This window comes from Sorangium sp. So ce1153 (assembly GCF_051521595.1).
Classification (GTDB): Bacteria; Myxococcota_A; Polyangia; order Polyangiales; family Polyangiaceae; genus Sorangium.
On record NZ_CP150361.1, the window covers coordinates 2,097,365 to 2,121,186 of the forward strand.

1 protein-coding gene (cut by a window edge) is annotated in these 23,822 nt (G+C 69.8%); it reads left to right on the forward strand.

Translation table 11 applies throughout. The features are described from left to right. On the forward strand, positions 1-23,822 hold the 5' portion of the coding sequence (locus tag WME85_RS07450) for an SDR family NAD(P)-dependent oxidoreductase (protein WP_437836512.1). It continues 481 nt past the right edge of the window; the window shows 23,822 of its 24,303 coding nt (coding positions 1-23,822); it begins with the start codon at positions 1-3; its stop codon lies off the right edge, out of view.

The following is a 23,822-nucleotide window of genomic DNA, read 5'->3' on the forward strand; positions in this document are numbered from 1 at the left end:
ATGGAGGATGCGAAGAGGTCGTCGTCTCGGGAGCCGGGCGTTCGAAGAGCCCCGGATCCCGCTGACATCGCGGTCGTCGGGGTCGCGGGACGTTTCCCTGGGGCGGAGGACACGAGCGAGCTCTGGAAGAACCTGCGGGAGGGCAAGAGCGCGGTCACCGCGATGCCCGAGCGTCGTCGCCCGTCCGGCATCCCCGAGAGGACGCGCGAAGAGCGCTCGCGGATCGGGCAATTCTGGGGCGGCTTCGTCGCGGACGCGGACGCGTTTGACGCGGGGTTCTTCGGCGTATCCTCTCGCGAGGCGGCGTCGATGGACCCGCAGCAGCGCATGGCGCTCGAGCTGGCCTGGGCGGCGATCGAGGACGCCGGCTACGCCGCCGGTAGCCTCGCCGGCACGGACACCGCGGTGTTCGTGGGCGTCTGCCATTCCGATTACGTCGAGATCCACGGGCAGGAAGCGGCGCCGATCGACAGTTATTACTCGACCGGCATCGCATACTCGATCATCGCGAACCGCATCTCTCACTTCTTCGACTTTCGAGGCGCGAGCGTCGTCAATGACACGGCTTGCGCGAGCTCGCTGGTCGCCGTTCAGCAGGCCGTCGAGGCCTTACGGCGCAAGGAGTGCGCGATGGCGCTCGCGGGCGGAGTGAACATCTGCTGGAGCGTCAATCACTACATCGCCTTCACGCGGAACGGCATGCTGTCGCGCGATGGGCAGTGCAAGACGTTCGACGCGGGCGCGAACGGCTACGTGAGAGGAGAGGGCGGCGCCATCGTCGTCCTGAAGCCGCTCGAGCGCGCGGAGCGTGACGGCGATTTCATCCATGGGATCATCAAGGCGATCGGGTCGAACCACGGCGGGAGGACGAACTCGCTGACCGCGACGAACCCGGCCGCGCAAGCCGATCTGATCGAGAAGGTCATTCTGGAGTCCGGGATCCCGCCGGAGACCCTGAGCTACGTCGAGGCCCACGGGACAGGGACGCCGCTGGGCGATCCCATCGAGCTGCATGGCCTGCGGACCGCGTTCGAGCGGCTCGCGAAGGGGAGCGGCAGCGATCTCGCGAGCTGGGCTCGCTGCGGGCTGGGCTCTATCAAGACGAACATCGGCCACCTGGAGGCCGCCGCCGGGATCGCCGGCATGATCAAGGTGCTCGCCTGCATGCACCACAAGGCGCTTCCGGCGACGCTGAACTTCGAGACGCTGAACACGCTCATCGAGCTCGAAGGGACGCCGTTTTACATCGCGAGCCGCGCCCAAGATTGGAATCCGGAGCTCGGGGGACGCCCCATCCCCCGTAGAGCCAGCGTGAGCTCGTTCGGGTTCGGGGGCGTCAACGCGCACGTCGTCCTGGAAGAGTACGTGCAGCCCGAGGCGCAAGGGAGCGCGGCGGCCGACGCGTCACCGCCCTACTGCATCGTCCTGTCCGCGAAGACTCGAACGGCTTTGGTCGAGAGAGCGCGACAGCTCAGGGCGTATTTGACTGACGAGCGCTGCACGGGTCGCGAGCTGGCCGCCGTGGCGCGCACGCTGCAGATCGGCCGCGACCCGATGCCGTATCGGCTCGGGCTGATCGCGGGAGCTCGCGAGCAGATCGTCGAGGCGCTCCGAGCCTATGTCGAAGGCCAAGGACCGACAAGCCACGTCAAGGAAGGCGGCCCCGTCGCTGAGAAGAGCGCGGCGAGCCGCGATCGGCAGGTCGCCGCCGACGTGGACGGTCGAGACTGGGATCGGCTGCTCGACGCGTGGTTGCGAGGGGTAAACATCGAGTGGTCGCGGATGTACGACGGCGCGGAGCTCCGCCGCGTCCGCTTGCCGACGTATCCCTTCGAGAGGAAGCGCTACTGGGTCCAGCGCGGGCGCGAGGTCGAGGAGCAGGTGCCGACCCTGCATCCGCTGCTGCACGCCAACCGCTCGGGCGTCGACGGCCTCGCGTTCGAGTCGTCGTTCACCGGCGAGGAGTTCTTCCTGGCGGATCACGTCGTCAAGGGACGGAAGGTGCTGCCGGGCGTGGTGTACCTCGAGATGGCCCGTGCGGCGGCCCAGGAGCTCACGCGGGCGCGCGTGCCGTCCTCACGCGTCGCGAACGTGACGTGGGTCAGGCCGCTCGTGGTCGATACGCCGCAGAACGTGCGCGTTCGCCTCGATCCACAGAGCGAGCGAGAGCTCCGGTTCGAGGTGCACGTCATCGGCGAGGACGGTGAGCCAGTCCTCTGCAGCCAGGGACGAGCGCAGGTCGACGAGGAGATCGCGGCGGGGATGGTCGACCTGGGCGAGCTGCGTTCCCGGTGCAGCGAGGAGCTCGCGGCGCCGAGCCATTGTTACGAGCTGTTCGAGAGGATGGGGATCCGCTACGGCGCCGGCCACCGTGCGCTCACCTCCGTGACGGTGGGCAAGGACGCGAACGGTCTCCCGGAGCTCCTCGCCGGGATCGAGCTGCCGGAATCGGTTCGCGCGTCGCACGAGCGGTTCGTCCTGCATCCGAGCGTCCTCGACGCGGCGGCTCAGACGACGATGCTCGTGCCGCTCGCCGGCGGGAGCGCGGCGGCCGACGCTCCGAGGCTCATTCTGCCGTTCGCGCTGACCGAGGCGCGGATCGTCCGCCGTTGTCCGAGCCGCGTCTTTGCGTGGGTGAGGTTCAGCCGTGGGAGCGGGCCGGCGGACGCGAACCAGCGCCTCGACATCACGCTCTGCGACGACGCCGGCAGCGTGTGCGTGGAGCTCGAAGGCTTCACGTCTCGCGCCCTCGGCGCGACCGCTCCCGGCGACGAGGCCGGTGCGCAGCCGGCCGGTGCGGTCGTGCTCACGCCGGCGTGGCGGCCCGCGCGCCGCGTCGCCCGTTCGGCCGTGGCGACTCGCCATGCGGAGCACCACGCCGTCTTCGCCGGCGCGTTCGACGAGCGACGATTCGAGTCGATCCGCCGCGCTCTCCCCGAGCGCGTCGCGTGTGCGCGGCTGACCGCTGCGCCCGAGGGACGACTCGACGAGCGGTTCGAGCGCCACGCGCTCGATCTCTTCGCGAGGCTGCAGACGATCCTGCGGTCCCGCCCGACGCAGCCGGTCCTGGTGCAGGTGATCGTGGGGGCGGAGGACGAAGCCGACCCGAGCTCCTGCTTGTCTGCCCTATCGGGTCTGCTGAAGACCGCGAGCCTGGAGAGCTCGAAGCTCGTCACGCAGTGCATCCAGGTACCTCCATCGATCACGCCGGAGGCGCTGGCGGAGGTGCTGGTCGAGGAGGCGAGCGGAGCTGCCGCGAGCGAGATCCGAGTCCGCGACGGGCTCCGCGAAGAGAAGGACTTCGTGGAGCAGGGCGAGCCCGCCGCGGCGCCGCCCGGACGGGCCGGTCCGTGGCGCGACGATGGCGTTTACCTGATCACCGGCGGGGCGGGCGGCCTCGGATTGATCGTGGCCGACGCGATCGCGCGGCAGACCCGGGGCGCGAGGGTCGTGTTGACGGGACGCTCGCCGCTCGACGCGGGCCGGCGCGGCCGTGTGGATCGGATCGAAGCGCTCGGCGCGAAGCCGGAGTTCCACGAGCTGGACGTGGCCGATCCGGGCGCCGTGCGCCGGCTGGTCGATCTCTGCGTCGAGCGACACGGCGGGATCCGCGGCATCGTCCATTGCGCCGGGGTGACCCACGACGGCCTGCTCGTCACGAAGACCGATGACGAGCTGCGCCGCGTCTTTGCTTCGAAGGTCCACGGCCTCCTCAACATCGACGAGGCGACGCGGCACCTCGATCTGGAGCTCCTGATCCTCTTTGCCTCGACGGCGGGCGCATTCGGCAACCTGGGTCAGGCGGACTACGCAGCGGCGAACGCTTTCATGGACAGCTACGCCGCCCACAGGAATCAGCTCGCCCGGCGCGGCGAGCGACGAGGATGGACGGTATCGATCGATTGGCCTTTGTGGGCGGACGGCGGGATGAAAGTGGACGACGCCGTCATGATCCGGCTGCGTCGGGCGGGGCTCGTGCCGCTGGCGACGACCGACGGATTGTCCGTTCTCTCGCGGCTCTGTTCGTCCGAAGGCAGCGCCTCGCAGTACGTCGTGATCTCCGGATCCCGCGCGCAAGCCGAGCGCGCGCCGAGCGTCGAGCGCGCGGAAGAGCGGCCGACGCACGAGGCAGCGGCGGCGCCGGCGGCCGTCGCGTCGGGTGCCGACGCGGGGCTCCCCAGCGCGACCGAACGCGAGCTGAGGAAGGTCGTCGCCGGGCTCCTGAAGGACCCCGCGATGGAGATCGACGCTGAGGAGGACCTCGGCATGCTCGGCTTCGACTCGATCAGCTTCACGGAGCTGACGAATCAGTTGAACGATCGCTACCGCCTGGATTTGACGCCGGCGATCTTCTTCGAGCACACGACGCTCCGTCGGTTCTCCGAGTACTTGCTGGAACACCACCGTGAGCGCCTCGTGGCAGCGCACGGCCTCAGCGAGGCGGCGCCGCCCGCGCCGCCAGCGCCGTCGGCCCCCCGGGAGGGCGCGCCGGGCGCTCCGCCCGACCTGCCGCGGTCGATCGTCGAGCGCAGATCGGTCGCGGCGGCCGATCGGGAGCCCATCGCCGTCATCGGCATGAGCTGCCGCTTTCCGCAGGCGAGGACTGCCGACGAGTTCTGGAGCAACCTGGTCAGCGGAAGGGATTGCATCTCCGAAGTGCCCGCGAACCGGTGGGACTGGCGAGCGATCTACGGAGACCCCGACCAAGAAGCGAATCGAACCAACGTCAAATGGGGAGGGTTCATCGACGGCATCGACGAGTTCGACCCGCTGTTCTTCGGGATCTCTCCGAAGGAGGCCGAGCTCATGGATCCGCAGCAGCGATTGCTGCTGATCCACGTGTGGCACGCGATCGAGGACGCCGGCTATGCCCCGGCGCGCCTCGCGGGGAGCGACACCGCGGTCTTCGTGGGGCTGCAGGCGAACGACTACGTTCCTGCGGCGGATCTGAGCTCCACGGTGATCGAGGGCTATTCTTCGACGGGCAGGATCCCCGCGGTCGGTCCGAATCGCGTCAGCTACTTCTTCGACTTTCACGGGCCGAGCGAGCCGATCGATACCGCGTGCTCGAGCTCCCTGATCGCGATTCATCGTGCCCTCAGGTGCCTGCGCGACCGTGATTGCCAGCTCGCCGTCGCTGGAGGCGTCAACACGATGGTCCGGCCGGACTATCACATCAGCTTCAGCAAAGCGGGAATGCTGAGCGTGGACGGTCGGTGCAAGACGTTCTCGAAGGACGCGAACGGCTACGCGCGCGGCGAGGGTGTCGGGATCCTCCTGCTGAAGCGGCTGTCCGACGCGCAGCGCGACGGCGATCACATCTACGGATTGTTCGAGGGCAGCGCGGAGAACCACGGCGGGCGCGCGAACTCCCTGACCGCTCCGAACCCGAGGGCACAAGCCGAGTTGATCAAGGCTGCCCTCCGCGAGGCGAACGTCGATCCGCGTACGGTGACCTACGTCGAGGCGCACGGGACGGGGACGCCGCTCGGCGATCCGATCGAGGTGAACGCGCTGAAGAGCGCGTTCGCCGAGCTATCGGCAGGCGCCATGAGCGACGGCGCCTGCTGCGGCATCGGCTCGGTGAAGACCAACATCGGTCATCTCGAGATCGCGGCGGGGATCGCGGGCGTCATCAAGGTGCTCTTGCAGATGAAGCACCGAACGCTGGTGCGGAGCCTGCACTGCGACGAGATCAACCCGTACATCCAGCTCCAGGGGAGCCCGTTCTACGTGGTGAGAACGAACGAGCCGTGGTGCGCGCCGCGTGGCGCCGATGGACGTCCGGCGCCGAGGAGGGCCGGCGTCTCCTCGTTCGGCTTCGGCGGGGCGAATGCGCACGTCGTGATCACGGAGCACGTCGAGGCGGAGGCGCAGGGCGACACGCGTGTTCGGATCACGGCGGAGCATCCGGCCTTGATCGTCCTGTCGGCCAGGAGCGAGCCGCAGTTGTACGCGCAGGCGACGCAGCTCCTCGCTCGCGCCGAGATGCTCGCCGACGCGGATCTCGGCGACGTCGCCTATACGCTCCAGGTCGGCCGTCAGGCGATGGATCATCGCCTCGCGCTCACCGCGAGCTCCCTCGACGAGCTGAGGAAGAAGCTCCGGGCGTACGTGGAGCGGAAGACCGAAGGTGAGATCGACGGAGTGTTCCGCGGGGACGTCCGAAAGAATCGAGAGATGGTCGCCGCCCTCGCCGCGGACGCGGAGTTCGCTGAGACGGTCGACAAATGGGTGCAGCGCGGCAAGCACGAAAAGCTCCTGGAGCTCTGGGTGAAGGGCCTCGCGTTCGACTGGGAGCGCCTGTACGGAGCGGGGGCGGTCCGTGACGCCGCGCGCGCCGCGCGGCCGAGGCGCATGTCGCTGCCCGGCTATCCGTTCGCGCGGGAGCGCTACTGGACCAGGCCCGAAGAGCGATCACGAGAGAGCCGCTCGCTCGACGCTTCGCGTCCGGCGCTTGACCCGCTCGTGCAAAGCGACACGTCGACGCTGCGAGAGCAGCGGTTCCCCACGGATCTGGCGGGGCGCGAGCCTTCGCGCGCGACCGAGCGACCCATGGGACCGGAGGGCGCCGAGACAATCTCGGCCCAGGTCAAGCGGACGATCGTCGAGCGTCTGTCCGAGTGCTTGAGAGTGCCTCGAGAGGCGATCGATCCCGATGAGTCGTTCGCCGACTACGGGCTCGACTCCATCATGGGCGTCCAGGCGGCGCGCATGATCGGCGACTCCCTCGGCGTCGAGCTCCAGACGACGATCCTGTTCGACCATCCGTCCGTCGACAAGCTCGCCTCGTACATCCTGTCGGAGCACGCGTCCGTCGTCGCGGCGAAGATCGGCGCCGAGCGCGATCGAACGACGCGGCGGCCGACCACGACGCCGGAGATCTCGGAGGAGGCTGTCGCAGGTCAGCTCGAGCGGACCATCGTCGACCGGCTCTCCGAATCCCTCAAAGTGCCTCGAGAGGCGATCGATCCCGACGAGTCGTTCGCCGACTATGGATTCGACTCCATCATGGGCGTGCACGCGGCGCGCTCGATCGGCGAATCGCTCGGAATCGAGCTCGAGACGACGATCCTCTTCGATCACCCAACCGTCAGCCGGCTCGCGTCGTACCTCGCGTCGAACCACGGGGCCGCCATCGCCTCGCGGTTCGCCGCCGGTGCGGTCGAGAGCGAAGGGCCCGCGGGGGTGTCGGACAATCGCCGAGACGCGGCTCCGCGCGCCGTGGCGGCGATGCGAGAACCGCGGTCGCCGGCGGTCCGCGACGACGCCGTCGCGTCGATCCTCGCCGAGCGCAGCGAGGATCGCGGGCGTCGCGAGCCGATCGCGATCGTCGGGATGAGCGCCCGGTATCCGCGCTCGGACTCCGTGGACGAGCTCTGGCAGCACCTCGCGCACGGTCGGGACCTGACGGGCGACGTCACCCGGTGGAGCGCACCGCCGGGCTCGAACGGGAGCGCCGCCGGCCGACGGGGCGGGTTCCTCGGCGACATCGATCGGTTCGATCCGATGTTCTTCAACATCTCAGGGATCGAAGCGACGTACATGGATCCGCAACAGCGCCTCTTCCTCGAGGAGTCGTGGAAGGCGCTGGAGGACGCGGGGTACGCAGGCAGCGGCGTCGGGGGCCGCCGCTGCGGCATCTACGTCGGATGCGCCGCCGGCGACTACTCGAGGCTGTTCGACGGCGACGTCCCCGCGCAGGCGTTCTGGGGAAACGCCGGCTCGATCACTCCGGCGCGTCTGTCGTATCACCTCGACCTGCAAGGTCCCGCGATCGCGGTCGACACGGCGTGCTCGAGCTCGCTCGTGGCCATTCACCTGGCCTGCCAGGGCTTGTGGGCCGGCGAGACGGAGATGGCCCTGGCCGGTGGCGTCGTCGTGCACTGCACGCCGGCGTTCTTCGCGTCAAGCAAGAACGCGGACATGCTGTCCCCGACCGGCCGGTGCAACACCTTCGACGACGGCGCCGACGGCTTCGTGCCCGGCGAAGGCGTCGGGGTCGTCGTCCTGAAGCGCCTGCGCGACGCGCTGGCCGATGGCGATCACATCCACGGTGTCATCCGCGGCTCGGGGATCAACCAGGATGGCACCACGAACGGCATCACGGCGCCGAGCGCGGTCTCGCAGGAGCGCCTCGAGCGTCACGTCTACGAGACGTTCGGCATCCATCCCGAGGAGATCCAGCTGATCGAGGCCCACGGGACGGGCACGAAGCTGGGCGATCCCATCGAGTTCCGGGCGCTCACGCAGGCCTTCCGCCGCGACACGGACAAGAAGGGCTTCTGCGCGATCGGCTCGATCAAGACGAACATCGGTCACGCCCTCATGGCCGCAGGCCTCGCCGGGGTCATCAAGGTCCTGCTGGCGCTGAAGCATCGGCAGATCCCGCCGTCGCTGAATTTCCGGAGAGGGAATTCACACATCGATTTTGAGAACAGCCCGTTCTTCGTCAACACCGCGCTCCGCGCGTGGGAGGTCGAGCCGGGCGGGAAGCGCTGCGCGGCGATCAGCTCGTTTGGCTTCAGCGGCACCAACGCGCATCTGGTCATCGCGGAGCCGCCGGTCACGGAGCGAGCGCACCGGCAGCAGCCCGCCTACCTGATCGCCCTCTCGGCGGGTACGGCGCGCCAGCTCGAGGAGCTCGCCCGACGGATGATCCGTCGCTGTGAGGAGGGCCCGGCGATCGACTGCGGGAACGCCAGCTACACGCTGCTGCTCGGCCGGAAGCACATGAGCCATCGACTGGCGTGCGTCGTGACCGACGCTGCCGATCTGGCGAGAACGCTGGAGGCGTGGCTGCACGATGGCCGGGCGGCTCGGGCGGTCGCGTCCGTTCTGGACGACCGGGCGATCGAGGAGAAACCGTCGCGCGCTCGCGAGGGGAATGACGCCATCGAACGATGCCGCGAGGGGGCGGTCGACTATGCCGAGCGGCTGGCGCTCGTCGCGGAGCTGTATACGCAGGGCTATCGACTGCGCTTCGAACGGCTCTTCGCCGGCGACGCGTACGCGCGCATCCCGCTCCCGACGTACCCCTTCGCGCGGCAGCGATATTGGGTCGCGACACCCGAGGCGGCGCGTCGGTCCGAGGGCGCGGCCGCTGAGATTCACCCGCTCCTGCAGACGAGCACGTCGACGCCGGGAGGGCGGCAGTTCAGCACGTCGTTCACCGGCCACGAGTTCTTCCTCGCCGACCACGTCGTGAGTGGGGCGAAGGTGCTGCCTGGAGTCTGCTATCTCGAGATGGCTCGCGCGGCGGTCGCGGCGTCGGCCGTGGAGAGCGGGGGGCGTGTGCGGCTCTCGAACGTGGTGTGGATGTCCCCGATCCGGGTGGACGAGCCGCGGCGCGTGCACATCGGTTTGCAGCCGGACGAGCGGGGCGGCTTCGCGTTCGAGGTGTACAGCGAGGCTCCGGCGGACGGCGCCGCCTCGCCCGAGCGTATCGTTCACGCGCAGGGCCGCGCGCGCTCCGCGTCGGGCGGAGCGGACGAGCGGCTGGACGTGCAGGGCTTGATGGCGCGCTGCCACGACAGCATCGACGCCGAGCGCTGCTACGCGGCATGGAGCGCTCGCGCGATCGAGTATGGCCGATCGCACCGCGCGCTGCAGAGCGTGAGCGTCGGCCGCGACCGGTCCGGGGAGGCCTACGCGGTGGCGGAGCTCGAGCTGCCGGACGTGGTGCGCGAGACACGCGACGCGTACGTCCTGCATCCCAGCGTGCTCGACGGCGCGCTGCAGGCCTGGATCGGATGGCAGCTCCTCGACCGCAGCTCGGAGCGCGAGCCCGGCGCGAGCAAGCCGATGATGCCCTTCGCGCTCGACGAGCTGCAGATCCTGGCTCCGAGTCCCGCGCGTGCGTTCGCGTACCTGCGAGTCAGCGCGCGCGCCGCCGTGGGGACCGACGCGGCGACATCGAAGATCGACGTCGATCTCTGCGACGAGCGAGGCCGCGTATGTGTACGGCTGAAGGGCCTGACCAGTCGACCGCTGCAGCGCGCGTTCGTCCGCGAGCGAGCGCTCGAGGCTCAGTCAGGGGCGCCGTCGTTGTCTGCGCTGCAGTGGATGCCTTGCTGGGATGCAGTGCCGCTTCCGGACGGTGAGCCGTGGCCCGCGACGCACGCGCGCGTGCTCATGGTCGGAGGCACGGCCGAGCAGCAGGAGGCGCTGCGTGCACGCTTCCCGCATCTCCAGCGCATCGAGCTCAGCGGGGCCGAGGGCGTCGAGCAGCTGGCCGAGCAGATCGGCGCGCACGGCGAGGTGGGCCACGTTCTGTGGTGCACGCCGCCGAGCCCTGTCCGACCGATCGGCGACGAGCGGTTGATCCGGGACCAGGCCGCCGGCGTGCTCGGTGGCCTCCGGCTCATCAAGGCCCTGCTCCGGCTCGGGTACGAGCGGCGGGAGCTGGGCTTCACCGCCCTCACGTGGCAGGCCCAGGGCGTCGACGCAGACGAGCCGATCGCGCTCACACACGCCAGCGTCGCGGGGCTCGTGGGCTCCCTCGCGAAGGAGTACGCCCACTGGAAGGTGCGGCTGATCGATCTGCCGCTCGGCGGAGAGTGGCCGCAAGGCGAGCTCTTGCGTGTGCCGGCGGACCCGCACGGAGATGCCTGGGCGTACCGGGCAGGAGAGTGGTTCCGCCAGCGTCTCGTGCCGTGCGATCTGCCCTCCGCGCAGGAGCCACCGTACCGGCATGGCGGCGTGTACGTCGTGATCGGAGGAGCGGGCGGTCTCGGCGAGGTGTTCAGCGAGCACCTGATCCGGAATCATCAGGCACAGATCGTCTGGATTGGGCGGCGGGAGCTCGACGCGACGATACAGGCCAAGATCGACCGCCTCGCAGCGCTCGGCCCCGCGCCGATGTACCTGAGCGCGGACGCCGGGGACCGTGAGGCCCTCGAGCGCGCCCGTCGGACCATCCAGGCGCGCCACGGGCAGATCCATGGGCTCGTGCACTCGGCGATCGCGCTGCTCGACAAGAGCATCGCGCAGATGGACGAGGCCAGGTTCAAGGCGGCTCTCGCGGCGAAGGTGGACGTGAGCGTACGCCTCGCGCAGGTGTTCGCGGGAGAGTCCCTGGATTGGGTCGTGTTCTTCTCGTCGCTCCAGAGCTTCTCGAAGGCGGCCGGTCAGAGCAACTACGCCGCGGGCTGCACGTTCAAGGACGCCTTCGCGCGTCAGCTGTCCCAGCTCTGGTCGTGTCCCGTCAAGGTGATGAACTGGGGCTACTGGGGCAGCACCGGGATCGTCGCCTCGCCGGCCTATCGCGCGCGGATGGAGCGGATGGGGATCGGCTCTATCGAGCCGAAGGAGGGCATGAAGGCGCTCGAGCGGCTCCTGTGCGCGCCCGTCGATCAGGTCGTCTTCATGAAGAGCACGGCCCTCCCCGACCGGGACGCCGACGCTCCGAGCCTCCCGGCGATGCACCTGATGGACGCGTCCGGACGTGTCGAGGTCGCAGGGCGATCCCTGCCCGCCGCGCGCGTGACGGAGGAGAGCGGGCGCACGTTCGCCGACGCGCCCGACCCCGCGGTCGTGCGCGAGCTCGAACGGGTGCTCGTGCGCATGCTGTTCGGGCAGCTGCAGTCGCTCGGCCTCTTCGTCGAAGCACGACCCTCGCTCGAGGAATGGAAGGCTCGAGCGCCGCTCGCGCGAACTTACGAGCGGTGGCTCGAGCAGAGCGTCCGTATCCTCGCGGCGGGAGGATATCTGACGATCGAGGGCGGGGTCGTGCACGTGACCGCTCCGGCCGTGCTCGACGGCGCAGCCCTGTGGGCGGAGTGGGAGGCGCGCAAGGGCGACTGGCTGCGAGAGGCGAGCCTGCGCCCGCACGTCACGCTGGTCGAGCAAACGCTCAGGGCGCTGCCGGAGATCCTCACGGGCCGGCGGTCGGCGACCGACGTCATGTTTCCGAACTCGTCGCTCGAGCGAGTCCAGGGCATCTACAAGCACAACCCGGTCGCCGACCATTTCAACGCGGTGCTCGCCGACACTGTCGTCGAGCTCGTTCGAGAGCGGCTGACGCAGGATCCGGCAGCGAGGCCCCGGATCCTCGAGATCGGGGCCGGCACGGGCGGCACGAGCGAGGTCGTCTTCGACCGCCTGAGGCGCTGGGCGAGCTCGATCGGCGAGTACTGCTACTCGGACGTGTCCAAGGCGTTCTTGCTGCACGCGCAGAGCGCGTATGCCAAGACGACGCCGTATCTGACGTCCCGCCTCTTCAACGTCGAGCAACCGCTCGAAGGTCAGGGAATCGAGCGGGGCGCGTACGACGTGGTGATCGCCACGAACGTGCTGCACGCGACGAGGAACGTGCGGAATACGCTGCGCAACGCGAAGGCGGCGCTGAAGGGCGGCGGAGTCCTGCTCCTGAACGAGCTGACGCACGTCAGCGTGTCTGCACATCTGACGTTCGGTCTGCTCCAGGGATGGTGGCTGTACGAGGACGGTCCGCTGCGCATCCCGGGCTCGCCGCTGCTCACGCCCGAGAGCTGGCGCCGCGCGCTGCGGTCAGAGGGGTTCGGTCCGGTTCTGTTCCCTGCGAGCGCCGCGGTCCGGCACGGGCAGCAGATCCTCGTCGCGCAAAGCGACGGTGTGATCCGGCAGGCCGCCCCGGCCGCGTCCGCGCGTCGCGCGCGCGAGACAGCGCCGCCCGTCGTTCGCGCGGAGCCTCCGGCGGCGCGCCCGGTCACGACGACCGTCGAGCCGGACCAGGTCCGCGAGCGGGCGACCGCGGCGCTCAAGCGGCTGGTCAGCGAGACGCTGATGACGCCGCTCGACCAGATCCACGCCCACGAGCCGCTCGAGCGGTACGGGATCGATTCGATCCTCGTCGTCAAGATGACGAACGCCCTGACGCGGTTCCTGCCCGGGATTTCGAGCACGCTGTTCTTCGAGCACGGCACGATCGCGCAGCTCTCGGAGCACCTCGTCCGAAGCCACCGCGCCGAGGTGGCTCGCTGGACCGGTCTCGACGAGCGGCCGCCAGCGCCGGTCGACGGAGCCGCGGCGCGCGGACCCGGGATGTCCGCGCCGCGTCACGACGGCGCTCCGTCGCCCGACGCGGTGCTCGTCCCCGAGAAGGCCGCGGCCCCGGAGAAGCACGAGGTCGCGATCATCGGCCTGAGCGGGCGGTATCCGCAGGCCGACTCCGTTCACGAGCTCTGGCAGCATCTGAAAGCGGGCCGCAGCTGCATTCGCGAGATCCCCGCAGGCCGGTGGGATCATCGCCTGTACTTCGATCCCCGGAGGGGCGAGGCGGGAAAAACCTACAGCAAGTGGGGCGGGTTCATCGAAGCCGTGGACCGCTTCGACCCGCTGTTCTTTCGAATCTCGCCGCTCGAGGCCGAGCAGATGGATCCTCAGGAGCGGCTCTTCCTGCAGGAGGCGTACGCGACGATCGAGGACGCCGGACACATGCCGGCGGCGCTCTCCGCCAGCGGACCCGTCGGCGTGTACGTCGGCGTGATGAACAGCACGTACCTCCGGCACTCGAGCTACTGGTCCATCGCGAACCGCGTCTCGTATCTGTTCGGCTTCACCGGACCCAGCATGGCGGTGGATACCGCTTGCTCGAGCTCGCTCACGGCGATTCACCTCGCCGTCGAGAGCATCCAGAACGGGACCTGCGCGTACGCCGTCGCCGGCGGCGTCAACCTGATCATCGACCCCGTCCAGTACACGAACCTCGCCGCGATGAGCATGCTGTCGAGCGACGACAGGTGCAGGGCCTTCGGAGACGGCGCCGACGGCTTCGTCGATGGCGAGGGCGTCGGCGCGGTCTTGTTGACGTCGCTGGAGAGAGCCGTCGCGGACGGCGACCACGTGCACGGCGTGATCAAGGCCACCAGCGTCAATCACGGCGGCAAGACCAATGGCTACACGGTGCCGAACCCGGCCGCGCAGCGCGACGTGATCCTGGCGGCGCTGCGAAGGGCCGGAGTCGATCCCCGTGCGGTCAGCTACGTCGAGGCGCACGGGACGGGCACGGAGCTCGGTGATCCGATCGAGATCGCCGGCCTGAGCCAGGCTTTCGAGCGCTCTTCGCAGGACCGGCAGTACTGCGCCATCGGATCGGTGAAGTCGAATATCGGGCATCTCGAGAGCGCCGCGGGCATCGCCGGCCTCACGAAGGTGCTGCTCCAGCTGCAGCATCGGACGCTGGTGCCGACCCTGCACGCCGAGGTGCCGAACCGACACATCGATTTCGCGCGCACGCCGTTCCGGGTCCAGCAGGTCGTGAACGAGTGGCAAAGGCCCGTCCTCGAGATCGACGGATCACGCAGGGAGTATCCGCGCATCGCAGGGATCAGCTCGTTCGGCGCGGGTGGATCGAACGCGCACGTCGTCGTCGAGGAACATCGCTCGACCGACGCGAGATCCGCCGCGATCACGTTCACGTCGGAGCTCCCCGCGTTGTTCGTGCTGTCGGCGAAGGACGAAGACCGACTGCGAGAGCGCGCGCGACGCCTGCTCGCGCACCTCGAGGAGCGCGCGTACGCCGAGGGCGATCTGGCGGACGTCGTCTACACGTTGCAGGTGGGTCGCGAGGCCATGGAGCACCGCCTGGCGTTCACGGCGACGCGCTTTGCCGATCTCGCGCAGAAGCTGCGCCGGTATCTGGAGTGCAGTCCGGAGAGCGACGACCTGCACGTGGGCGATGTCAAGACGAACCGGGACACGCTCGCCGTCCTCGACCCCGAGGACGCGGCGAGCCTGGCTCGAACGTGGGTCGAGCAACGTAGGTACGAGAAGCTCCTGAGCCTCTGGGTGAAGGGGTTGTCGTTTGACTGGGCGCAGCTGTACGGCGCGGGTGGTATTTACGGCTCGGCGCGGCCGCGGCGCGTGTCGCTCCCGACGTATCCCTTCGCGCGCGAGCGATACTGGGCAGAGGGGGGCGCGCCGGTTCGAGCGGACGTGCTTGGGCCCACGCCTGCGAGCGCGGGCGAGGTCGCCGACCGGTGGCTCTTCGCCGAGAGCTGGCAGCCGACCCCGATCGCCACGGCGCCGGCGACGTCCGAGGTGCGCATCGTCATCGCCCTGCTGTCCGACGCGCGGCGTGAAGCCGAGCTGACCGCGACGGTGGCGCGGCGGAGCGGGCGCGCGCGCGTCGTGTTCGTCGCGCGCGATGCGAGCGCGGCGCCGGCGGCTCCACGAGTGGCCGTCGAGGACGAGGACGCCGCGTCGTACGCTCGCGCGTTCCGTCGCGTCGTGGAGCAGCACGGACCCATCGACGCGGTGTGGGACCTGCGCGCCCTCGACGAGCCGGTGCGCATCCAGGATCGACAGGCGATCGTCCAGCTGCTCCGGGGGCTCAGCGCGGCGGGCGTCCGGAAGACGACCGTCCTCTTGGCGGCCGAGTACGGAGCGCCGCTGGAGCGGTGTTACCTCGAATCGTGGATCGGTTACGAGCGGTCGCTGAAGCAGGTCCTTCCGGACGTGCGACTCGCCGTGATCCACGAAGAGAAGGGCGGGAGCCACGGGGGCGCGACGGCGCGATGGACCTCCCGACTGTGGGACGAGCTGCACGCGGAGCCGGTCGAGAGCGCGCTCTACCGCGGCGAGCGCCGCCACCTGCTTCGCCTGGAGCGCGTCGCGGCATCTGGGGCGTCCACACCGGTGCTCCGCGCGGGCGGCACCTATCTGATCACTGGCGGCTTCGGCGGGTTGGGCTACCTGTTCGCCGAGCACCTGGCGAAGGCGCACGCGGCTCGGCTGGTCATCGTCGGTCGCTCGCCCGTCGATGCGAGCAAGGAGGCAAGGCTCCGGGCGCTCGAGGCCCTCGGCGGGAGCGCGATCTACGTCGCGGCGGACGTCGCGGACGCGCGCCAGATGCGCGCTGCGCTCGAGCGGGCCCGAGAGCGGTTCGGCGCCGTGCACGGCGTGATCCACGCGGCCGGCGTTCGAAGTCACGGCACGGTGCTCGAGAAAGAGTTGGGCGACGTCGAGGCGGTGCTCTCGCCGAAGATCGCCGGCACCCTGGTGCTCGCCGAGGCCTGCCGGGACCTGCCGCTGGAATTCATGTGCTACTTCTCGTCGTCGTCGGCCATCCTGGGCGATTTCGGCGCCTGCGACTACGCTGTCGGCAGTCGCTTCGAGCTCGCGCACGCGAAGTACGTCGCCGACAAGGGGCTCGCGATCTGCTGGCCGTTGTGGGCCGACGGCGGCATGCGGATGGATGACGAGTCCGCCGCGCAGCTCTATCTGAGGTCGACCGGACAGCGGGCGCTGCGTGCCGCGGAGGGTCTCGAGCTGTTCGAGCAGGTGCTCTCGCTCCGCGGCGGCGGAGCGGGCCACGCGCTCGTCGTTCTCGGGGAGAAGAGCGGCGTGGAGCGGATGCTCGGCCTCGCGCGCGAGGTCGTCGCGGAGCCCGCCGTGCCGCCGCCGGCCGGCGAGGCGGGCCGCCGCCCCGAGCTGCAAGGCCTCTCCGTCGCTCAATGCGTGTCGTGGGACTTGCAGGAGATCGTGGCCGAGCTCCTGAAGCTCCCCCGCGAGAGGCTGGACGCGGACGAGAACCTCGCGGAGTTCGGGATCGACTCCATCGGGTTGGCGAAGCTCGCCGGGCGGATGTCGGACCGCTACGGGATCGAGATTACGCCCGCGATCTTCTTCAGCCACAGCACCTTGTCGAAGGTGTCGGCCCACCTCGTCAGCGCGCACCCGGAGATCATGCATCGACACTACGCGGAGAGCGCAGGCGCGCCTCGACGCGCGGCGGCGAATCCGGAGCCTCTGGCCGTGCGCGAGGCGCACGAGGCCCCGGAGCCGCGCGATCCGGCTGCGCCGCGCAGCACGCACGCGCGCGTCCCGGTCGGCGGAGACCCCCTCGAGCCGATCGCGATCATCGGCATGAGCGGCCGGTTCCCCGGTGCGCGCGACGTCGAGGAGCTCTGGCAAATCCTGGTGTCCGGGCGAGAAGCGGTGCACGAGATACCGCCCGAGCGCTTCGACTGGCGCGGGCACTACGAGGCGCGGAGGATTCACAGCAAGTGGCTCGGCGCCATCCCGGGCGTCGATGAGTTCGACGCCGCCTTCTTCGAGATCTCCCCGCGCGAAGCGCAGTCCATGGATCCCCGCCAGCGGCTGCTCCTCCAGGAGTCGTACAGGGCCCTGGAGGACGCTGGCTGCGGAACATCGGAGCCGAGCCTCCGGAAGATCGGCGTCTTCGTCGGGGTCGAGCAAGGAGAGTACGCGAAGCTGCTCGCCGAGAGCGGCGCCGAGGACAACGCGACCGCGAACCACGACGGGATCCTGGCGGCGCGCCTTTCGTACTTCTTGAACCTGCACGGCCCCGCGATGGCGATCAACACCGCTTGCTCTTCCGGGCTCGTGGCCGCGCACCAGGCCTGCGCCAGCGTCCGTTCGGGCGAATGCGAGATCGCGATTGCGGCGGGCGTGAGCCTGACGCTGACGCCGCAGAGCTACCTGACGATGAGCCAGGCCGGCATGCTGTCGCCCGACGGGAAATGCTACGCGTTCGACAGGCGCGCGAACGGCATGGTGCCGGGCGAGGCCGTCGTGGCCATCGTGCTCAAGCGCCTCTCGCAGGCCCGAGCGGACGGCGATCGCATCCACGCGGTGATCCGCGGAAGCGGCCTCAACCAGGACGGCAGGACGAACGGTCCGACGGCGCCGAACGGCGAGGCCCAGCGGGAGCTCATCGAAGACGTCTATCGCCGGGCCGGTCTCACGCCCCGCGACATCGAATACGTCGTCACGCACGGGACGGGCACTCGGCTGGGCGACCCTGTCGAGATCGAGGCGCTCAGGAGCGCGTTCCGCGACGCTCCGCGGACGGAACCGTTCTGCGCGCTGACTTCGACGAAGACGAACCTGGGGCACACCTTCGCGGCGTCGGGCCTGGTGAGCCTGGTGAGCCTTGTCAAGGCGCTCCAGCACGAGACGATCCCGGCCAGCCTGCACTGCGAACAGCTCAGCGATTACATCGACTGGAAGCAGAGCCCGTTCTACGTGAATACCCGGAACGCGCCGTGGCCGAGGGGGTCTCGGCCGCGGTTCGGCGCGGTGAGCGCGTTCGGCATCAGCGGCACGAACGTGCACATGGTCGTCGAGAGCCTCGACGAGCCCGCGCGTGAGGCGGCTGCTCCGACCACCGCGCACACCTTCCTGTTCGCGCTGTCGGCGAAGACGAAGACCGCGCTCGCGCAGCGAGCGCGCGACCTCATCGACGTTCTTCCGGACGGTCGTCGTGAGCTCCGGGCGTTGAGCCATGGGCTGCTCGTGCACCGGCAGCACTTCACGCATCGCTGCGCCTTCGTCAGCGCGGATCGAGAGCACGTGAGGACGATGCTCGAGAAGGTCGCCACGGGCGACAAGCATCCGGGGCTCGTCCGAGGAGTGGTTTCGCACGATTTCGTCGAACAGCAGGCGTTCAAGCAGGTCGCGCGCGACCTGTTCGAACGACTGCCGCGGCAGGAGAGTGATCCGCAGGCGTATCGCGACGCGCTGATGGCGCTGGGCGATCTGTACTGCCAGGGCTACTCGCTCGACTGGGGAGCGCTGTTCGGATCGTATCGACCCGAGCGCGTGGCGCTGCCCACGTATCCGTTCGCGCGAGAGCGCTACTGGGTGCCCGCGCGAGCCGCCTTAGCTCCCGCCCCCGTCGAGGCGCCGCGGGCCCTCGTGCACCCGACGGCCGACGACGCCGCCGGGCCCGGAGCGGCGGCCGTGGTGGGCTCGGCTCCGGCCGTCGTCGAGGTCGCTCCGGTCGGCGAGGCGAGCTCGGTCCCCCGCGACGCAGCCGCGGCGCGCGCGCCTGGCGACGCCTCCGCGGAGGCGGTCGAAGCTCTCGAGTCGGAGCTCAGCGAGGGGCTCGCGGAGGCTCTGTTCGTGGACCCCGCGCACCTCGATCGAGACATGCCGTTCTCGGAGATGGGCTACTACTCGATCCTCGGCGTCGAGTGGATGGACGCGATCAACACGCGTTATGGATTGTCGCTTTCACCGACGAAGATATACGAATATCCGACGATCAAAGCGCTCGCGCGCTTCATCGCGCAGGAGCAGCGCCGGAGCGAGGCTGCTCCTCGAGCCAATGGAGTCGACGGCAGCGACCGGCGTTCGGCGGAGCGAGAGCCGCCTCGCGCCGCAGCGACGGCTTCGGCGAGCGACGTCGAACGCGGCGAGCCGACCGCGGAGCGGGCCGTGGCCGCACGAAGCGGAGCGGCGAGCGCGACGGAGATCGGCCGCTCACGAACCCCGGTTGTCGACGACCGCGCCATCGCCATCGTCGGGATGTCGGGGCGGTACCCGCACGCGAGCAGCCTCGAAGACTACTGGGCGAATCTCGCCGCCGGCAAGGACTGCATCGAGGAGGTCCCGGCGTGGCGCTGGGACGTGGCCGTGCACTTCGATCCGCGGCCTCAGCAACCCGGCAAGATCTACTGCAAGTGGCTGGGGAGGCTCGATGACGTCGACTGCTTCGATCCCCTGTTCTTCAGCATCTCGCCCGCCGAGGCGGAGCGGATGGACCCGCAGCAGCGCCTGTTTCTCGAGGAGGGCTACAAGGCCTTCGAGGACGCGGGATACGACCCGAAGCGGCTCAGCAACGCCCGCTGCGGCGTGTACCTGGGAATCATCGGCAGCGAGTATCCGTCGGTGCTTCAGCAGCACGGCGCGACGGCGGACGGGACGGGGAGCAGCGCTTCGATCGCGGCGGCGCGGCTCGCCTACTCCCTGAACCTCAAGGGGCCGGCGATCGCGATCGACACGGCCTGCTCGGCCTCGCTCGTGGCGACGCACCTGGCGTGTCAGGCGCTGAGAGCCGGTGAGATCGAGATGGCGCTCGTCGGTGGCGTGACGCTGTACCTGACGCCCGATCCGTACCTCACGATGTGCGCGGCGGGGATGCTGTCGCGGCAGGGGCGCTGCAAGACCTGCGATAACGACGCCGACGGGTTCGTTCCCGGCGAGGGAGTCGGGACGCTGGTGCTCAAGCGCCTCTCCGACGCGCAGGCGGCCGGCGACCGGATCCACGGCGTCATCATCGGCTCCGGCATCAACCAGGACGGGAAGACGAACGGCATCACGGCGCCGAGCGCGGCGAGCCAGATGGACCTGGAGCGCGACGTCTACTCGCGGTACGGAATCGACCCCGAGACGATCAGCTACGTCGAGATGCACGGGACGGGCACGAAGCTCGGCGATCCGATCGAGCTCGACGCGCTCTCGACCGTGTTCCGGGAGCGGACGGACAAGAAGAGCTTCTGCGCGCTCGGCTCGGTGAAGAGCAACATCGGACACACCGTCGCCGCGGCCGGCGTCGCGAGCGTGCAGAAGGTGCTGCTCTGCATGCAGCACGAGGAGCTCGCGCCCACGCTGAACTACCGGACGCCGAACGAGCACTTCGATTTCGCGCGATCGCCGTTCTACGTGAACACGGAGCGCCGCCCCTGGAAGCGCGACGGCGCGCGGCCGCGACGTGCAGCCGTGAGCTCGTTCGGGTTCAGCGGCACGAACGCTCATGTGGTCATCGAGGAGTACGTCCCCGCCGCCGCAGCGCGCACCGCCGACGCGGGGCGACCGGCGATCGTCCTCTGCTCGGCGAAGACCGCGGAGCAGCTGCGCGAGAACGTCCGCCGTCTGAGAGCGTTCGTCGCGCGGCATGCCGACGTTCACCTCGCCGATCTGGCGTACACGACGCAGGTCGGCCGCGAGGCGATGGATCATCGGCTGGCGCTCGTCGTCGACTCGACGGACGATCTCGCGAGCAAGCTGCAGGCGCATCTGGACGGGCGGTCGCCGCGCGGCGTCTACGCCGGACAGAAGACGAAGGACGGCGTCGCGCGCCTCGGGGACGACGACGACGCCCGCGCGCTCCTCCAGACGTGGGTGCGGAAGCACAAGCTGAGCAAGCTGGCGGAGCTCTGGGTCCAGGGCACCGACATCGACTGGCCCGAGCTCCACGGCCCGACCCCTCCGCGGCGAATCGGGCTGCCGACCTACGCCTTCGCGAAGGAGCGGTACTGGGCGCCGGCGTCGTCCCGAACCGAGCCGGTCCGAGACGGGGCGACCCTGGCACCGGAGGCGGCACGCGAGGCGAAGGACGTCGGTCGCGTCGAGCGAGTCCTGACGAAAGCCTGGGAGCTCAGCCCGGTCACCTGGGCTCCGCGCGCGCCGAAGCGGGTGGTCATCGTTTGCCGGCAGGAGACGCGCGCGCTGGCCGAGCGGCTGCCGGCGCGGCTCGGCGCGAGCCACGTCGTGGTCCTGGACGACGCGCCGCCGGAGTCCGTCGACGTCGGCTGGGGCTCCTGCGACGGATGGATCGACCTGGTGGGCTGCGGCTCGACCGTCCTGCACGACCTCGCGTGGATGCGGCTCCTGCAGCGCTGGGTCGAGCACGGTCCGCAAGAAGGGCGGGTGGCGCTGTGCGTGACGCGAGGGCTCGAGTCCTGCGAGAGCTCCGCGATCAACCTCGCCGGTGCCGACCGCGTGGGGCTCTATCGGATGCTCTCGAGCGAGTACTCGCGCATCGTCTCGCGCCACGTCGACGTCGAGGCGGCGTGCGACGATGCAAAGGTCGTCGAGCGGATCGCGGCCGAGTGGGGCGGACCGACCGCGGAGATCGAGGTCTGCCATCGCGCGGATCGGCGGTATCGCGCGGTGCTCCAGGAGGTTCGAGCGGCGGAGGGGCCGCCGTCGGTCCCTGCGCAGGCCTTCCCGAGCGACCGCGTGCTGTGGGTGACCGGCGGAACGCGCGGTATCGGCTACGTCTGCGCGCGTCACCTCGTGCGCCATCACGGGGTGAAGCGGCTGGTCCTGACCGGCCGAGACGAGCTCCCGCCCCGCGAGCGGTGGCAGGACGCCGCGCGCCAAGGCTCGCCGCTCGGGCGCAAGATCCGCGGGCTCCTCGCGCTCGAGTCGGAAGGCGCGGAGGTTCGGGCCCTGTCCGTGTCCCTGACGGACGAAGCGGCCCTGCGCAGGAGCATCGAGAGCGTGAAGGAGACGCTCGGACGCATCGGCGGCGTCCTGCACAGCGCGGGGACCGTGGACGCCGAGCAGCTGCCGCTGATCCGCAAGACAACGACCGGCATCGGCGCGGTCGCGGCGCCGAAGGTGCTCGGGCTCGACCATCTGGTGAGCTGCTTCGCGGGTGAGCCGCTGCAGTTCTTCTTGCTGTTCTCGTCGGTGTCGGCGGCGATCCCGAGCCTCGCGGTCGGCCACTGCGATTACGCGATGGCCAACGCGTACATGGATTACGTCGCGCACGCCCGTGGCGGCGCTCTCCCGATCACCAGCGTCCAGTGGCCGAGCTGGAGCGAGTCGGGGATGGGCGAGAACCGCAGCATCGTCTACCGCGAGTCGGGATTCCTCGCCCATGACGACGCGGAGGGCCTGCGTCTGCTGGATCGGGTGCTTTCGCGCCGGTACGGCGCGGTGGTCATGCCCGCGGTCGTGGATCCGGCTCGCTGGCAGCCCGGCACGCTGCTCCAGCCCCGCTCGAGAGAGCGCGCGACGGACACGAAGCGCGCCGACGCGCCCCCGCAGCCGCGAGCGGCGGCTCGCGAGTCGCTCGACGCCCTGCAGGCGCAGCTGGTCGAGCTCGTGGCGCGCGAGCTCAAGATCGATGCGTCGAAGATCGAGATAGACGCTCCGCTGCCGGACTACGGCGTCGACTCGATCCTGCTGGTCCAGCTCCTCCGCCCGATCGCTGACCGCGTCGGGGCGCCGCTCGATCCCTCGATCTTGTTCGAGTACCCGACGATCAGACTGTTCTCGGAGTGGCTCGTGACGCGCTATGGGGACGTGTTCTCGCCGGAGGTGAAGGCGGCGGAGCCCGCAGAGGCCATTACGCCGGAGGCGTCCTCCTCTCCGGCCGCCATTCCGGCGGCGTCCTCCGCTCCGGTGGAGCGGCCGTCGACCGTGCACCGCGCGCGCGGCGGCCCCGAAGACGTCGCCGTCGTCGGTTTGTCATGTCGGTTCGCCGGTGCGAAGACGCTCGATGAATACTGGCGACTGCTCGCCGAGGGCCGCTCCGTCATCGGGCGCGTGCCGCCACAGCGCTGGGGCCGCGCGAGCCACTATCACGCCGCGGTCCTCGACGACGCGTCGCACTTCGATCCGGCGTTCTTCCTCGTCTCCCATGCGGACGCACGCGCGATGGATCCGCAGGCGCTGCTGGCGCTCGAGGAGAGCCTGGCGCTCTTCTACCACGGCGGATACACGCTGCCCGAAGTCAAGGGCAGCTCGATCGGCGTGTACCTCGGCGCCCGCGGGCAGATCGTCGCGGAGCCGCACGCGCTGAAGGCCGCGCAGAACCCGATCATGGCGGTCGGGCCGAACTACCTGGCCGCGAACATCTCACGCTTCTTCGATCTGCGCGGCCCGAGCGTGGTCATCGATACGGCGTGCTCGTCGGCGCTGGTGGCCATGAACATGGCCATCCAGTCGCTCCACAGCGGCGAGATCGAGTCGGCCCTGGTGGGCGGCGTGAGCCTGCTCAGCGGAGACGACGCGCTGAAGCTCTTCGAGCAGCGCGGGATCCTGAACCGCGAGGCGGCGATGCATCTGTTCGACGGACGCGCGCAGGGCACCGTGCTCGGGGAGGGCGCGGGGATGGTCTGGCTCAAGACGGTCGAGCAGGCATTGCGCGACGGCGATCGAATCTATGGCGTGGTCAAGGGGATCGCCGTCAACAACGACGGCCGCACGGCCGGGCCCACCGCGCCCAACATGCAGTCGCAGACCGCGGTGATGCGGCGCGCGCTCGAGAGGAGCGGCAAGGAGCCCGATCAGGTCGGTTACATCGAGGTCAACGGCTCCGGCAGCGAAGTGACCGATCTGCTCGAGCTGAAGGCGATCGA